Raw genomic sequence first — 16,018 nt, 5'->3', positions numbered from 1 at the left:
TGTTCGAGTCGCGCCATTGAAGCGCGTACTCGCACAGGCAATGCTTCGGTCCGGATATCAGAAATTGGGCGAAGGCCACGGCATGGCGCGGCCTTCATGCGACCATCAATCGTGCATCAATCGCGCGCCGACGAAGCCGCGCCGTGACTGAGCCAGTCGAGCACTGCGGTGGCGTCGTCGTCGGCACCTTGACGTGCTTTCGCCACCGTCTCCGCAACGTCCGCGCTCGGCACGGCGCGGCGAATTGCCACGCCGACCGCGAGAATATCGATCATCACAAGATGCAGAATTCGCGAAATCATCGACAATTGCGACTCGCGAATTTCAATGTGATCGGTTTCGAGCGCGACCGTCGCGCGCTTGGCGAGCGGCGTGTTGCTCGACGTGATCGCGATCACCTTCGCGCCTGCCTGCATCGCGACGTCGAGCACGCGCAGCAGTTCGGGCGCGCGGCCCGACTTCGACACGGCGACAATCACGTCGCCCTTGCCGAGCAACGCAGCCGAAGCGGCCTGCATGTACAGATCGCCGTACGCAATGGTCGGAATGCCGAAGCGGAAGAACTTGTAGTGCGCGTCCTGCGCGACGATGTTCGAATTGCCGAGTCCGTAGAACTCGATGCGCCGCGCGCCGTTCAGCAGATCGATCGCGCGTTCGACCTGGTCGAAGTTCAGATGCTCGCGCAATTGCAGAATGGCCGACACGGTGTTGTCGAGGACCTTCGCGCCGAAGTCCGTCGCAGTATCGCCGAGATGCACCTGGCTGTGGCTCACGGGAATGGTGCCGGTCAAACCCGTCGCAAGCTTAAGCTTGAAGTCCGACAAACCCTGACAACCGAGCGAGCGGCAGAAGCGGATCACAGTCGGTTGGCTGACGTCGGCCTTGCGGGCGATGTCGACAATCGGGTCGTTGATGATCGAACGCGGATGGTTCAGCGCGAGATCGGCGACGCGGCGCTCGGCCGGCGTCAGTGCGTCGCGCATCTGCCGGATCCGCTCGAATACGGCCGACGAACTGCCGCCCGCGCGATTCGACAACTGTTCGGCGAGGATCGCGGACACGCCGAGAAACGCCGGATATTCCGCGGTGATCACGTAGGTCGGCACGTTCTGCAGATACGCCTCGAAGCGGCCTTTCGCCTCGAAGCGTTTGCGAAACGACGAGCGCGCGAAGAATTCGCCGAGCCGCGGGACGACGCCGCCGCCGATATAGATGCCGCCGAGCGCGCCGAGCGTGACCGCGATATTGCCCGCAAACGTGCCGAGTATGCCGCAGAACACGTCGACGGATTCAGCCGCAAGCGGCTCGCCTTCCAACGCACGTTTGACGATTTCGACGGTGTCGACGTTTGCCGCTACGCGCTTCTTGTCGCGGCCTGCCAGCGCACGGTAAATGACTTCGATGCCGGGCCCCGCGGCCACGCGTTCGAACGACACATGCGACCATTTCTTGCGCGCGTACTGCAACACGATGTCTTCGCGCTCGTCGGCCGGCGCGAATGTGGCGTGACCGCCTTCGCTGCCGAGCGCGATCCAGCGGTCGTCGGCAGGAATCAGGCCCGACACGCCCATGCCGGTGCCCGGACCGAGCAGGCCGATCACGCTGTTCGGACGGCGCGTGCCGCCGCCGACCTGCACGCGTTGCGCGTCCGTCAGGCCGGGAAGGGCCATGGCGAGCGCGGTGAAGTCGTTCACGACGAGCAGCGTGTCGAAGCCGAGCGCACGGCGCGTGGCTTCGATCGAAAAGCTCCAGTCGTGATTCGTCATGCTGACCTGATCGCCGTCGACCGGGTTCGCAATCGCGATCGCCGCGTGATTCACGCGGCCGATCTTCGTGTCTTTCAGGTACTTCTTGATAACTTCAGCGACGCCGGGGTAATCCGCGCACGGGTAGACGTGCACCGAGCCGATCTCGCCCGGTCCGGTTTCCAGCGCAAAGCGCGCATTCGTGCCGCCGATGTCGGCCAGCAGCCTCGGTCCATCGGCGTGCTGGCCCGCGCCCGGAACAGCCTTAGTTTGCACACCAGTAGACATCGAGTCTCACTCCCTTGTCGTTTGCCAACTGCGAGATGGCATTTTTTTGTAGCGAAGATGCGGCGGCGTTCAGCACGTCCATCTTGCGCGGTCCGGCAATCAGCAAAAACAGATGCTTCACTTCCTTGAGCGCGGAGAGCGACCAGCTCACGCGTGCATGCGGCGCGCTGCCGGGATGCACGGCGACGAAGCGCTCAGTCGTGCTGATGGCGTGATCCCATTCAGGCGCATCAGCGAAGATCGACGCGGTGTGGCCGTCTTCGCCCATGCCGAGTATCGCGACGTCGGGCACGTTGGCGAAACGCGCGTCGGCGTTCAGCGCGGCGACGTGGGCGTGCAGATCCTGCGAGGTGTCGACGAGCGGCCAGAACGTCGCGTTCTTCGCGGCGTTCTGCAGCAACGTGGCATGCACCAGTTGCGAGTTGCTTGCGCTGTCCGTCTCGGGCACCCAGCGGTCGTCCACGAGTGTCACCGCAATGTGCGGCCAGTCGAAGCTTTGGGTGGACAACGTCTGCAGGAAAGGGCGCGGACTGCTGCCGCCGGACACGGCGAGCAGGGCCGGGCGCACGCCGGCTGTGGACGTACCGGCTGTGGACGCGCCGGATATACCGGCGTCTGACGTTGCCGTCTGTGCGGCCAGCGATGCATGCAACGCGTCGCCTACGGCCTTCGCCAACGCGTCGGATTGGGCGCGTTGATCATCGAAAGCGTGAAGCTCGATCACTTCTCCTCCGTGCTGCTTTTTTGTTAGAGCTGCGAAAATCCGCCGCGAATCAGTTCTCTTCTTCGAGCCAGCAGGTGCCGTGCTGCGCAAGCATCGCGCTCGCGGCGGCAGGACCCCATGTGCCCGCAGCATAAGGCTTCGGCGGTTTGTTCGAAGCCTTCCATTCGTTCAGAATCGGTTCGACCCAGCGCCACGCAGCTTCCTGTTCGTCGCGCCGCACGAAGAGTGCGAGACGGCCGTTGATCACGTCGAGCAGGAGGCGTTGGTACGCTTCCATCTGCCCTTCGCGGAAGAACTGGTCGAACGCGAGATCCAGGTGGACGCTTGCGAGATTCATGCCTTCGCCGGGCTGCTTCGCGAGACAGTACAGACGAATCGTTTCGTTCGGCTGCAAGCGGATCACCAGACGATTAGCGCCTGCGCGCAACGCCGAAGCACCCAACGCCGAATGCGGCACCGCACGGAAGTTCACGACGATTTCCGCGACGCGGTCCGCAAGCCTTTTGCCCGTGCGCAGGAAAAAGGGCACGCCGGCCCAACGCCAGTTTTCTATCTCGACCTTCAACGCGACGAAGGTTTCGGTCGTGCTGTTCGGCTTCACGCCCGGTTCCGTCGCATAGGCGGGGACCGCGGTGCCGCGAATCACGCCGGAATGGTACTGGCCGCGCACCGCGACCTTGCCGATGTCGAGCGGATTGATTGGCTTCAACGCGCGCAGCACGCGCAGCTTTTCGTCGCGCACCGAGTCGGAGTCCATCGAATGCGGCGGTTCCATGGCGACGATCGAAAGCAGTTGCAGCAAATGGTTCTGCACCATGTCGCGCAGTGCACCAGTATTGTCGTAGAAATCGCCGCGCGCCTCGACACCGAGTTCTTCTGCAATTGTGATCTGAATGCTTTCCACCCACTCGCGGCGCCACAGCGGCTCGAACAGCGCATTGCCGAAGCGCAGCGCCAGCAGGTTCTGCACGGGTTCTTTGCCGAGGTAGTGGTCGATACGGTAGATCTGTTCTTCAGCGAAGATTTCGCCGACCGCATCATTAATTGCATTCGACGACTTGAGGTCGTAGCCAAGCGGCTTTTCCAGCACGATGCGCGCGTTTTCGTTCAGGCCCACCGACGCGAGCGCGCGGCAGATCGGCACGAACAGCGACGGACCGGTAGCCAGATAAAACACGCGAATGCCGGGCAGGTCTTTCACCGCATCGCGCAGCAGCGCGAAGTCTTCCGGATTGCCCAGGTCGATCTTCACGAACTCGATGCGTTCGAGAAAGCTGGACCATGCCGTTTCGTCGACACCGTTCTTCGACACATGCGGCTTGACGTGCTCGTTGACCCATTGGATGTACTCGCCGCGATCCGCAGCATGGCGCGCCACCGCGACGATCTTGCCGCTGTCGGCCAGCATGCCGCCCGCACGGTGCGCTTCATACAGTGCGGGGAGAATCTTGCGCATCGACAGATCGCCAGTTCCGCCGAAGAGAACGAAGGTGAAGCTTGAATCGGTTTGCATGAGTCTCCGTCGATGTCCTGGGGCCGCCGCGCTGACCGTTCACTGCCGTGAAAAAGGCGACCGTAGTCCGATAAAATATTTTTTGACACTGAATTGTAGTTTAACTACAATCCAAATCAAGAGGTAGCGCTAATTCGATGAAAAAAGCGTGCGCTGTCAGGTCAGTTGCGCGTTTTCGCGAATCGGCAGGCGTCCCCTGCATGTTAACGGACATTGCGTGCCGGCATAGGCCAGCCTGTCCCGGCAGCCGTTACGGAAAGCCGGGGAGTGCAGGGCCGGCAAGCAGATTCCTCGGTTGACGTGCAAGGCACCTCGAGTCTGCCGCGCGAAGCGGGCAGGCAAAAATCAAAAGAGGAGACAGTCAGTTGCATCCCGAACCACTCATCTCTTGAGCTTCCAGCGGCCGGACATCGGTCCGCCGGCACATGCCTCGCGCATGCGCCCGACCGTGCTCGATCGCCCAGTGTTTTGCCTGTTTGAACCAACCACAGCACCCTGGCGACATCAGGGGCCATTTGTTTTTTGTTCAGGTGTCTGGAGGAGATAAGCAATGAAATTTCGCGCGATCATGGGCGCTTTGTGCGCCGCAGGTCTGATGTGTGGCGTCTCGGCCGTGCAAGCTGCCGAGTCGGTCGAAGTGTTGCACTGGTGGACTTCGGGCGGTGAATCGAAAGCCGTCGGCGTCCTCAAGGACGACATGACGAAGCAGGGTTACACGTGGAAGGACTTTGCGGTTGCAGGTGGCGCGGGCGCGGCTGCCATGACGGCACTCAAGACGCAGGTGATCTCGGGCAACGCACCGAGCGCTGCGCAGATCAAGGGCCCGCTGATTCAGGATTGGGCTTCGCAAGGCGTGCTGGTGCCGATCGACTCCGTCGCCGGCGACTGGAAGAAGAATCTGCCGCCGGAAATCGACAAGATCATGCACGCGGACGGCCACTACGTCGCTGCGCCGTTCTCGGTGCATCGCGTGAACTGGCTGTACATCAACAAGGCAGCGCTCGACAAGGCAGGCGGCAAGGTGCCGACCACGTGGCCTGAGTTCTTCGCCGTGGCCGACAAGATGAAGGCGGCAGGCATCCAGCCGATCGCGATGGGCGGCCAGCCGTGGCAAGACTTGACGCTGTGGGAAGACGTGGTTCTGTCGCAAGGCGCGGACTTCTACAAGAAGGCGCTGGTCGACCTCGACGAAAAGACGCTGACTTCGGACAAGATGGTCGGCGTGTTCGACACGGTCCGCAAGATCCAGGGCTACTTCGACGCGGGCCGCACGGGCCGTGACTGGAACCTGGCTACGGCAATGGTCATCAACGGCAAGGCCGGCATGCAGTTCATGGGCGACTGGGCGAAGGGCGAATTCGCCAACGCCGGCAAGAAGTCGGGCTCGGACTACGTGTGCGCAGCAGTGCCGGGCACGGAAAAGGCTTACACGTTCAACGTCGACTCGTTCGTGTTCTTCCAGCAGAAAGGTCAGAAGGCAGCAACGCCGGGCCAACTGGCGCTCGCGAAGACCATCATGTCGCCGGAGTTCCAGGAACAGTTCAGCCTGAACAAGGGTTCGATTCCGGTTCGTCTGGGCGTGTCGATGGCGAAGTTCGACGACTGCGCGAAGAAGTCGTACGCGGATGAACAGGTCGCGATCAAGTCGGGCGGCTATGTGCCGTCGCTCGCACACGGCATGGCTCAACCCGATGCAGCAGCCGGCGCGATCTCCGACGTGGTCACGAAGTTCATGAACTCGCAGCAGGATTCGAAGAGCGCAGTTGCGGCGCTCGCGAAGGCAGCGAAGACCAAGTAAGTGAAGTAGCGAAGCGGCGCGTCCGGGACCGGACGCGCCGCTTCGCGCCGCTGAGGGTGTCGGTTCGCGTCGCGCGATGTGCGCTTTAGCCGATGCAGCCCGATGCAAGCGGCTTCACCCTGGGTTTCATAGAGTCACACCTATGCCGTTGCGGCTTCGCGTTTGTCACGTTCTCACGTTGCCGGTTGGCCGTGTGCGTCGATGCGAGTGGCCAAGCGGTACAGTTTCAGCAGGAGTCGAGTAGTGACTGCTTCTATCAGCGGAAACGGGAAAACGGCCAGCGCCGCCCGCCGCGTGTCGCCCATGGCGGCCCTTGCCGATCGCTGGATTCCGAAGCTGGTGCTCGCACCCAGCGTCGTGATCAGTCTGGTATTCGTCTATGGTTTTATCGCCATCACAGGCTATCTGTCGCTGTCCAATTCGCGGCTGATGCCTCGCTATGAATTTGTCGGTCTCGACCGTTATCGCGAACTGTTCGATAACGACGTGTTCTGGACGTCGGCAGCCAATCTCGGCTGGTTCGGCATTCCGTTCATCGGCATCTGTATCGGCCTCGGTCTCTTCCTTGCGATCCTGCTCGATCAGCAGATCCGCAATGAAGGCGCGCTGCGCGCCGTGTTTCTTTATCCGATGGCGTTGTCGTTCATCGTGACCGGCACGGCGTGGCAATGGATCATGACGCCGAGCATCGGCCTCGAAAAGGTTTTCCACGACTGGGGCTGGACGAGCTTTTCGTTCAGTTGGCTCGGCGACCCCGACAAGGCGATTTTCTGCGTCGTTATCGCGGCGGTGTGGCAGTCCACTGGCTTCGTGATGGCGCTGTTCCTTGCCGGGTTGCGCGGTGTCGACGGTGAAATCTTCAAGGCCGCGCAGATGGACGGCGCGAATCTGCCCACCATCTACCGCAAGATTGTGATTCCGAGCATGCGTCCGGTGTTTTTCTCGGTGCTGCTGATTCTCTGCCATATCACGATCAAGACATTCGACCTGGTCGTCGCCTTGACGGCGGGCGGTCCTGGCACCTCGTCGTCGCTGCCTGCCATTTTCATGTACACGTTTTCGTTCAATCGCGGGCAGCTCGGCGTCGGCGCGGCATCGTCGATGATGATGCTCGCAACCGTCGTGGCCGTGCTCGTGCCGCTCATGTATCTGGAATCGAGGAGCACCCGCAATGCAGCCTAAGATGACGATCAGCCGTGCCGTCATTTACGCGGCCTTGGTCCTGTTTGCCCTGTACTTCCTGTTTCCGCTGTATGTGATGCTGTCGACGTCGTTTAAGGACATCGACCAGTTGCGCACCGGCAACCTGCTTACGCCGCCTTCGCACTGGACCGTGGAGCCCTGGATCAAGGCATGGAGCGGTGCGTGTACCGGCGTGCGTTGCGACGGCATGCAGCCGTTCTTCATGAACTCGGTGCGCATGGTGATTCCGGCGGTTCTGCTCTCGTCGATCATCGGCGCGTTCAACGGTTATGTGCTCACGCACTGGCGTTTTCGCGGCGCCGATCCGATCTTCACGATGCTGCTGGTCGGCTGCTTCATTCCGTTTCAGGCGATCCTTTTGCCGATGGCGCGTTTCGAAGGCTTTCTCGGCCTGTCGAACACCACGACCGGTCTGGTGGTCGTGCACGTGATTTACGGTATCGCGTTCACTACCATGTTCTTCCGCAACTTTTACGTCAGCATTCCGGCTGAACTCGTGAAGGCGGCGCGCATCGACGGCGCGGGTTTCTTCACGATCTTCACGAAGATCCTGCTGCCGGTCTCGCTGCCGATTTTCATGGTGTGCCTGATCTGGCAATTCACGCAGATCTGGAATGACTTCCTGTTCGGGATCGTGTTCTCCGGCGTCGATTCCATGCCGATCACGGTGGCGCTGAACAACCTCGTGAACACCTCGACCGGCGTGAAGGAATACAACGTGGACATGGCCGGCGCGATCATCGCCGCGTTGCCGACCTTGCTGGTCTACATCGTCGCCGGGCGCTATTTCGTGCGCGGCCTGACGGCCGGCGCGGTGAAGGGTTGAACCCAGGCTAGACCATCCGAGCGCGGCGGCCGCTTCGTGCATGAAAGGCACCCAGCACCGCCGTCACCGACAAGACGTTTTCAAGCAGTACCAGAGACAAGAGGATTCACAGCATGGCAAGCCTTTCCATCCGTGACGTGTACAAGACTTACCCGAACGGGGTGCCGGTTCTGAAGGGTGTCAATATCGACATCGAAGACGGCCAGTTCCTGATTCTCGTCGGCGGCTCGGGCTGCGGTAAGTCGACGCTGCTCAACATGATCGCCGGTCTCGAAACCGTGACAAAGGGCGAGATTCAGATCGACGGCAAGACCGTGAACAACCTGTCGCCGAAAGATCGCGACATCGCGATGGTGTTCCAGTCGTACGCGCTGTATCCGTCCATGACGGTGCGCGAGAACATCTCGTTCGGCTTGAACATTCGCAAGGTGCCGAAGCAGGAGCAGGCGCAGATCGTCGACCGTGTGTCGAACACGCTGCAGATCACGCACCTGCTGGATCGCAAGCCCGGCCAGCTGTCCGGCGGCCAGCGTCAGCGCGTGGCAATGGGCCGTGCTCTTGCGCGTGACCCGGTGATGTTCCTGTTCGACGAACCGCTGTCGAACCTCGACGCCAAGCTGCGTATCGAGATGCGTTCGGAGATCAAGCTGCTGCATCAGCGTCTCGGCACGACGATCGTCTACGTGACGCACGATCAGATCGAAGCAATGACGCTCGGCGATCGCATCGCGGTGATGAAGGACGGCATCGTGCAGCAGTTCGGCGCCCCGCAGGAAATTTACGACTCGCCGTCGAACCTGTTCGTGGCGGGCTTTATCGGCGCGCCGCCGATGAACTTCATCCAGGGCAAGCTCGTCGAGCAGGGCGCGGGCGTCGGCATCGAACTGGATACGGGCGTCACTCGCACGGCGTTGAACCTGCCGTTCGACTCGGCGAAGGTCAAGTCGCACGTCGGACGTGACGTGATTCTCGGCTTGCGCCCGGAGCGCATCACCGATGCGCGCGGCGCGCACGGCGACCACGCACGGCTGCAACAGATCGAAGTGAAGGTCGACGTGATCGAGCCGACCGGTCCGGACACGCTCGTCTTCGCGCAGGTCAACGGCAAGCGCGTGGTGAGCCGCGTGCACCCGGCTTCGAACCCGCAGCCGTTGACGAACACGACGCTGCTGTTCGATACGTCGAAGGCGGTGTTGTTCGATCCGTCGAATGAAGAGCGGATCGCCTGAGCCGGTTCTGACGGCTACTGTTGGTGTGAACGAAAAAAAGCCCCTTGTGTCGCGAGACACAAGGGGCTTTTCGCTGAAGGGCGTCAAGCGTCCGGGATGCGCAGATCCGGGTTGTTGCGCACGAGCTCCGTCACCCATTCGGTGAATGCGCGCAGCCGCGAACTCAGATTACGGCGATGCGCGTAAAGGATCGACAGCGGTGTGCTGGGGCTCGTGTAGTTCGTGAGGATTTCCTTGAGCACGCCACGCTCGATAAGATGCGCGACCATGAAGCGCGACGGCTGGATAATGCCGTGGCCGAGCGCACCCGCGCGAATATAGACCGAGCCGTCGTTCACCGCGAGCACGCTTTTCATCGCGACCTTGACGATCTCACCGTTCACTTCGTATTCGAACGGAAACGTCTTGCCGGTTCGCGCGGAAACATAGTTGACTGCGTGGTGTCCACTCAACTCATCGAGCGTGGCCGGCGTGCCGTGTTTCTCCAGATACGCCGGCGACGCGCACGTCACGATGCGCGCCTGGCCGATACGCCGGGCGACGAGACTGGACTCTTCCGGCGTGCCCATGCGAATGACGCAATCTACGGCGTCCTGTATCAGGTCGATGTTGCGGTCGGCGAGACCGAGCCGCACGTCGATTTCAGGGTAGCGCTGGTAGAAATCGTCGAGCGCGGGCAAAAGCAGCGCACGGGCGAGGGTGCCGGACGTATCGACGCGAATCGTGCCCACTGGATTCTCACGCTTGTTCGACAGCGACGACTCCGCGTCGGCGACTTCGGCCAGAATGCGCACGCAGCGGTCGTAGAAGAGCGCGCCGTCTTCGGTAACGCTGACCTGGCGGGTAGAGCGGTTCAACAGCCGTACGCCGACGTGTTCTTCCAGCGCCTGAATCGTCCGGCTGACTTTGGCGCGCGGCAGGTCGAGCGATTCGGATACTTTGGTGAAGCTGTTCGCTTCCACCACACGCGTAAATATCTCCATCGCTTCGAAACGGTCCATGTTTGGCCTTGTGAGTGATTGGCGGAAATAGGTTCGACGTGAAGTGTATAGGCTCGAATTAATGTTGTCCGCATCGGGTGTGGTGGGCGGCAGCTAGAGCTAATGCGGCAATCGCACGTTGAACCGGAAGGTTGCGAGCCGCGACAGCAGAATAAACGCGGTGGCGATCAGCACGCTGTACACGGTGTCGAAATTCACGTAGTCGAGCAGCACATACAGCCAGCAGCCGACAAAAGCGCATGTCGCGTACGGCCGCGAGTCGCGCAGGATCAATGGCACTTCGTTGCACAGCACGTCGCGGATCACGCCGCCGAACACGCCCGTTGCCACGCCCATCAGCACGGACGTGAACCACGGCATTTGGGCGTCGTGCGCAATCGAGGTTCCGGCGATGCTGAAAAGCCCGAGGCCGATCGCGTCGGCCACCAGCAGGACGCGCTCGGACAGCAGGCGCGAGGTGGCTTTCAGCAGCGTGGGGGCAAACAGCGACATCGCGAAAATGGCGATCAGATATTCCTGATGCTCGACCCAGTAGAACGGACGGCGCTCGAGCAGGACGTCGCGCAGTGTGCCGCCTCCAAACGCGGTGGCGATGGCGACGAGAAAGGTGCCCACAGCGTCCAGCCGACGGGTCTTGGCCTCGATAAAACCGGAGATGGCGTACGCGAAAATCGCCAGCGCCTCCATGAAGGTCAGCGCGAGCGTCAGCCTGGGATGGATCACCGTGGCTCCGCCAAAGCTCTTGCGTGAGCCGGCGTAGCGCCCGGCTGCAGCAGCACGACCACAGCGCCTGCGCCGCCGTCATGCGGACGTGCCTGGCAAAACGCGATCACTTCGCTCTTCTGCACGAGCCACGCGCGCACTTTGCCCTTGAGCACGGGTTCCTTGCCGATCGATCCCAACCCCTTGCCGTGAATCACGCGCAGGCAGCGCAAGCCACGCTTTACCGATTCGCGGATGAACTCAGCCAGAGCCTCGCGCGCTTCCTCGCGCCGCATTCCGTGCAGGTCGATCTGTGCCTGCACGATCCAGTCGCCGCGCCGCAGTTTTCGCACGACTTCCTGGCTCACGCCCGGGCGGCAATAGGAGAGTGTTTCGTCGGTGTCGAGCAGCACCTCGGGGTCGAACTCGTCGGAAATCGCTTCGTGCAGCACGGCTTCTTCATCGAGCCGGGTTTGCACCGGCAGCGGCGGCGGAGGATTGCGCGGCAACGATGCGCGCGGCGGCACCGCGAGCGGCGCGACTTCGCCGATTTCGCGGCGAAACAGATTGGCGTCTGCAGCCGCTTCGCGCTGTGCAGCCGCCGCCGCTGCGCGTTCACGCTCGCGCCGCTCGCTGTCGACCTTCAACGCATCGCGCAGCGCGCCCAGGCCCGCCAGACCCGCAGCCGGCTCGATTGCCGGCCTGGCGGCGGGGGCCGCCGGTTCCGGCGCGGGTCGCGCGGCGGCGCTGACACGCTTGGGCTCGTTCGGGTGAGGCTGGTTCTTGGGCATGGCGGCAATACACGCGGAAAATGAGTCGATCGAGAATCGATCGAAAGTAGATCAAGCGGCGTCTTGCATGGCCGTGGCGCACGTCCGAATGCAAAAGGCCGCGGGCTTGGAGCCGCGGCCTTTGATCGAGCGAGCGGCCGGGCACGGCCCAGCCGCCATTTTACCGTTGCGTTCGCGAAGAGACGCAGCCGATCAACGCTCCGCTTCCTGGCTCATTGCGTGCTCGCCGGCCATCTCGTTGATGGTTTCCAGATAGCGTTGCGCGTCGAGCGCTGCCATACAGCCGGTGCCTGCGCTCGTGATGGCCTGACGATACACGTGGTCCTGCACGTCGCCGGCGGCGAACACGCCCGGCACGCTGGTAGCGGTTGCGAAGCCGTTCAGGCCGCCCTTCGTGATGATGTAGCCGTTCTTCATCTCCAGTTGGCCTTCGAAGATGTCCGTGTTCGGCTTGTGGCCAATCGCGACGAACAGGCCCTGCAACGCGATGTTGGTCGTCTCGCCAGTCTGCGTGTGCTTGATGCGCAAGCCGGTTACGCCGGACTGGTCGCCCGTGACTTCGTCGAGCGTATGGTTCCACTTGATCTCGACGACGCCTTCCTTCTCTTTGGCAAGCAGGCGGTCGATCAGGATCGGCTCGGCGCGGAACTTGTCGCGACGGTGGATCACCGTGACCTTCTTCGCGATGCCCGACAGATACAGCGCTTCTTCAACGGCGGTATTGCCGCCGCCGATCACGGCCACATGTTGTTGCTTGTAGAAGAAGCCGTCGCAGGTGGCGCAGGCCGACACGCCCTTGCCCATGAACGCTTCTTCTGACGGCAGGCCGAGATATTGCGCCGATGCGCCCGTCGAGATGATCAGCGAGTCGCACGTGTATTCGCCCGAATCGCCGATCAGGCGGATCGGCTTTTCGTTCAGCTTGGCCGTGTGAATGTGGTCGAAGATGATTTCGGTGTTGAAGCGCTCAGCGTGCTCCAGAAAGCGTGCCATCAGTTCCGGGCCTTGCACGCCGTTGGCGTCGGCGGGCCAGTTCTCCACGTCGGTCGTGGTCATCAGCTGGCCGCCTTGCGCGAGACCCGTGACGAGCACCGGCGCGAGGTTCGCGCGCGCCGCGTAGACCGCTGCCGTGTAGCCGGCGGGACCGGAACCGAGAATCAGAACCTTGGCGTGTTTCGTGGAAGTTGCGGGCATGATCGAATCCTTTTACGGCGCGCTGCTCGCCCATGCGAGGCTGCGCGACTTGGCTGAAACTGTAGATGGGTATCAGTCGGGCATTATAAAGGGCGGGGCGGCGGGCTGCTCCATGAAGCTTTCTGATCGCGGCGATAGCCCACGGCGCGTGCTTTCGAGCCGGTCGCGCGTTGATTGGACGCCTGCGTGTGGCCAATCGGCCAGGTTACCGTCATTTACAGCCTCGCGCGGGGCACTGCGTTTACAATAGGCCGGATTGAAGTTTCGGGTCGCCGGTGTCGCGCCCGCAGCCGCGCCCAGCGCGGCTCGGCTGCGCCCCGGCACACCGGATCGGCCACACAAGCAACAGGATCAATGGCAAAAGCTCCTTATACCGCGAGCGCGCAGGCATTGCCGCACCGCATGTCGCGTCTCTTCACCGAAATCCGCTGGATTCTGCAGGTCGCGCTCGGCGTTTTCCTGCTGATGGCGCTCGTCAGCTACAGCCGGCGCGATCCGAGCTGGACGCACGCCGCGCAGGTGGATCACATCGCCAACTGGGCGGGCCGCGTAGGCGCGTGGACCTCGGACATTCTGCTGCTGCTGTTCGGCCTCTCCGCTTACTGGTGGATCGTGCTGCTCGGCCGCCATATCTCCGCGAACTACAAGCGCATCACCCGTCACGAAGAGTTGCAGGAAGACGCGCCGCGCGATGCCAGTTGGCTCGCGGACGCCTTTGCGTTCATGCTCGTGCTGCTTGCCTGCGACGGCATCGAGGCGTTGCGCATGTGGTCGCTCAAGGTGCAATTGCCGCGCGCGCCCGGTGGCGTGATCGGCGAAGCGGTCGCGCGCGGTGTGTCGCATGCGCTCGGTTTCACGGGCGGCACCCTCGCGCTGCTGATCGTGCTCGGCATTGGCTTGTCGTTGTATTTCCGGTTTTCGTGGCTGTCGGTATCGGAGAAGCTCGGGGAGTCGATCATTTCGGCTGTGACCTTCGCGAAGCTGCGCCGCGAGGCGGGCCGCGACCGCAAGCTGGGCGAAGCCGCGGCGGTGAAGCGCGAAGGTAAGGTCGAGAAAGGCCGCGTGCGTATCGAGGAGCACGAGCCCGTCGTCATCGTGCCGCCGGTCGTCACGCCCGCCAAGTCGGAGCGGGTCGAGAAAGAACGGCAAGTGCCGCTTTTCACTGATCTGCCCGGCGATTCCACGCTGCCGCCTATCTCGCTGCTCGATCCCGCGCCCGCCGCGCAGGAAACCATCTCGGCGGATACGCTCGAATTCACCTCGCGTCTGATCGAGAAAAAGCTCAAGGACTTTGGCGTCGAGGTGAGCGTCGTCGCCGCGTATCCGGGTCCGGTCGTCACGCGCTACGAGATCGAACCGGCCACTGGCGTGAAGGGCAGCCAGATCGTGAATCTCGCAAAAGACCTCGCGCGTTCGCTGTCGCTGGTATCGATCCGCGTCGTCGAAACGATTCCGGGCAAGAATTTCATGGCGCTCGAACTGCCGAATCAGCGCCGCCAGACCGTGAGCCTGTCCGAAATTCTCGGCTCCGCGGTGTATGCGGACGCCGCATCGCCGCTCACCATGGGGCTCGGCAAGGATATCGGCGGCAAGCCCGTATGCGCGGACCTCGCGAAGATGCCTCACCTGCTCGTCGCGGGTACGACCGGTTCGGGCAAGTCGGTTGGTATCAACGCAATGATCCTGTCGCTGCTCTACAAGGCGAGCGCCGACCAGGTCCGCATGATCCTGATCGATCCGAAGATGCTCGAAATGAGCGTCTACGAAGGCATTCCGCATCTGCTCTGTCCGGTGGTGACCGACATGCGCCAGGCGGGTCACGCGCTGAACTGGGCGGTCGCCGAAATGGAGCGGCGCTACAAGCTGATGAGCAAGCTCGGCGTGCGTAACCTCGCCGGCTACAACAACAAGATCGACGAAGCTGCCAAGCGCGAAGAAAAGCTGCCGAACCCTTTCAGCCTCACGCCGGACGAACCGGAGCCGCTCACGCGCCTGCCCAACATCGTCATCGTGATCGACGAACTGGCGGACCTGATGATGGTGGTCGGCAAGAAGGTCGAGGAACTGATCGCGCGTATTGCGCAGAAGGCGCGCGCCGCCGGCATTCACTTGATTCTCGCCACGCAGCGTCCGTCGGTCGACGTGATTACCGGGCTCATCAAGGCGAACGTGCCGACGCGGATGGCGTTCCAGGTGTCGTCCAAAATCGACTCGCGCACAATTCTCGACCAGCAGGGCGCGGAATCGCTGCTCGGTATGGGCGACATGCTCTACCTGCCGCCGGGCAGCGGCTTGCCGGTCCGCGTGCACGGCGCGTTCGTGTCGGACGAAGAAGTGCACCGCGTCGTCGACAAGCTCAAGGAGCAGGGCGAGCCGAACTATATCGAAGGCATTCTCGAAGGCGGCGTGACCGGTGAGGGTGACGAGGGCTCGGCGGGCGCCGGAGCGGGTGGATCAGGCGACGGCGAATCGGATCCGCTTTACGATCAGGCAGTGGACGTGGTGCTGAAAAACAAGCGCGCGTCGATTTCGCTGGTGCAGCGGCATTTGCGCATCGGCTACAACCGCGCGGCGCGCCTGCTGGAGCAAATGGAAAATTCAGGCGTGGTGTCGGCGATGTCGTCGAACGGCAATCGCGAAATTCTGGCACCGGCGCGAGAGGCGGAGTAGGCGTTATGGCGGGAAGTGTTTTGCCCGCTTTCGGGGCCTGCTTCGCGGACGGTCTTCTGAGGCGTGGTCCCAATGGCTGCAGCGGCCTGTTTCATGGTCGGCTTTGAATGTCCGCTTTCAATGTGGACATCAAGGACGCGGTCCAAAGATCCGCCGCGAAGATCCAGGTTCAGGGTCCTCTTCGACGCCGACTTCTAAGGCTCGTTTAAGCCTGCCTGCCTAAGCTCGGTTTGAGGCTCAGCGCAACAGACCGCAGGGACCGAAGTCTCATGCGTTCGCCCCGAGCCTCGCACAGCAAGCGTCTCGCTGTGCTCACGGCCACCGGCAAACACTG

General features: G+C 62.3%; 12 protein-coding genes. 5 read left to right on the top strand and 7 right to left on the bottom strand.

Annotated features, from left to right (window positions below):
• Nucleotides 1–116: 116 nt before the first annotated feature.
• The 3 genes from ACTJLB_RS11525 to zwf are packed head-to-tail and all read right to left on the bottom strand — an operon-like array spanning nt 117 to nt 4,270.
• Nucleotides 117–2,033: a bifunctional transcriptional regulator/glucokinase gene (locus ACTJLB_RS11525; RefSeq protein ID WP_027804181.1), complete on the bottom strand. Its 1,917-nt coding sequence runs from the start codon at nt 2,031–2,033 to the stop codon at nt 117–119.
• Entirely contained in the window at nt 2,011–2,757 is a 747-nt protein-coding gene (pgl, locus tag ACTJLB_RS11520) for a 6-phosphogluconolactonase (protein WP_087751357.1), read from the bottom strand. The genes ACTJLB_RS11525 and pgl overlap by 23 nt, the downstream gene beginning before the upstream one ends.
• 49 nt (nt 2,758–2,806) lie before the next feature.
• Complete coding sequence (gene zwf, locus ACTJLB_RS11515; RefSeq protein WP_088172948.1) at nt 2,807–4,270, bottom strand: glucose-6-phosphate dehydrogenase; 1,464 nt, start codon at nt 4,268–4,270, stop codon at nt 2,807–2,809.
• Nucleotides 4,271–4,820: 550 nt separating this feature from the next.
• Here zwf and ACTJLB_RS11510 point away from each other — a divergent pair.
• The 4 genes from ACTJLB_RS11510 (at nt 4,821) to ACTJLB_RS11495 (ending at nt 9,326) form a co-directional block, all read left to right on the top strand.
• Nucleotides 4,821–6,068, top strand: coding sequence for an ABC transporter substrate-binding protein (locus tag ACTJLB_RS11510; protein ID WP_020065193.1), 1,248 nt, complete (start codon nt 4,821–4,823; stop codon nt 6,066–6,068).
• Between the two features lie 243 nt (nt 6,069–6,311).
• Nucleotides 6,312–7,250 (top strand): carbohydrate ABC transporter permease, encoded by a 939-nt coding sequence (locus ACTJLB_RS11505; RefSeq protein WP_027775665.1) that lies wholly within the window; start codon nt 6,312–6,314, stop codon nt 7,248–7,250.
• Nucleotides 7,240–8,097 (top strand): carbohydrate ABC transporter permease, encoded by an 858-nt coding sequence (locus ACTJLB_RS11500; protein ID WP_020065196.1) that lies wholly within the window; start codon nt 7,240–7,242, stop codon nt 8,095–8,097. Before ACTJLB_RS11505 ends, ACTJLB_RS11500 begins: the two co-directional genes overlap by 11 nt.
• Before the next feature lie 113 nt (nt 8,098–8,210).
• The gene (locus ACTJLB_RS11495) at nt 8,211–9,326 is read left to right on the top strand and encodes an ABC transporter ATP-binding protein (protein ID WP_131318373.1); all 1,116 of its coding nucleotides are present in this window, start codon (nt 8,211–8,213) and stop codon (nt 9,324–9,326) included.
• A gap of 83 nt (nt 9,327–9,409) precedes the next feature.
• On the opposite strand, the gene ACTJLB_RS11490 is transcribed toward ACTJLB_RS11495, so the two are convergent.
• The 4 genes from ACTJLB_RS11490 to trxB all read right to left on the bottom strand — a co-directional run bounded on the left by ACTJLB_RS11490 (nt 9,410) and on the right by trxB (nt 13,014).
• Nucleotides 9,410–10,327, bottom strand: coding sequence for a LysR family transcriptional regulator (locus ACTJLB_RS11490; RefSeq protein WP_408486101.1), 918 nt, complete (start codon nt 10,325–10,327; stop codon nt 9,410–9,412).
• Between the two features lie 99 nt (nt 10,328–10,426).
• Nucleotides 10,427–11,047: a trimeric intracellular cation channel family protein gene (locus tag ACTJLB_RS11485; protein ID WP_027804182.1), complete on the bottom strand. Its 621-nt coding sequence runs from the start codon at nt 11,045–11,047 to the stop codon at nt 10,427–10,429.
• Nucleotides 11,047–11,820 (bottom strand): Smr/MutS family protein, encoded by a 774-nt coding sequence (locus ACTJLB_RS11480; protein ID WP_408188969.1) that lies wholly within the window; start codon nt 11,818–11,820, stop codon nt 11,047–11,049. Before ACTJLB_RS11480 ends, ACTJLB_RS11485 begins: the two co-directional genes overlap by 1 nt.
• 192 nt (nt 11,821–12,012) lie before the next feature.
• Nucleotides 12,013–13,014: a thioredoxin-disulfide reductase gene (gene trxB, locus ACTJLB_RS11475; RefSeq protein ID WP_440783322.1), complete on the bottom strand. Its 1,002-nt coding sequence runs from the start codon at nt 13,012–13,014 to the stop codon at nt 12,013–12,015.
• Between the two features lie 354 nt (nt 13,015–13,368).
• Here trxB and ACTJLB_RS11470 point away from each other — a divergent pair, with 354 nt between their 5' ends.
• Nucleotides 13,369–15,684, top strand: a complete 2,316-nt coding sequence (locus ACTJLB_RS11470; RefSeq protein ID WP_408127566.1) for a DNA translocase FtsK — start codon at nt 13,369–13,371, stop codon at nt 15,682–15,684.
• Nucleotides 15,685–16,018: the final 334 nt, after the last annotated feature.

The organism is Paraburkholderia sp. 22098 (assembly GCF_052045935.1).
GTDB lineage: Bacteria > Pseudomonadota > Gammaproteobacteria > Burkholderiales > Burkholderiaceae > Paraburkholderia > Paraburkholderia caledonica.
Note: the sequence above shows the minus strand (reverse complement) of the source record. Positions and strands in the feature narration are given on the sequence as shown.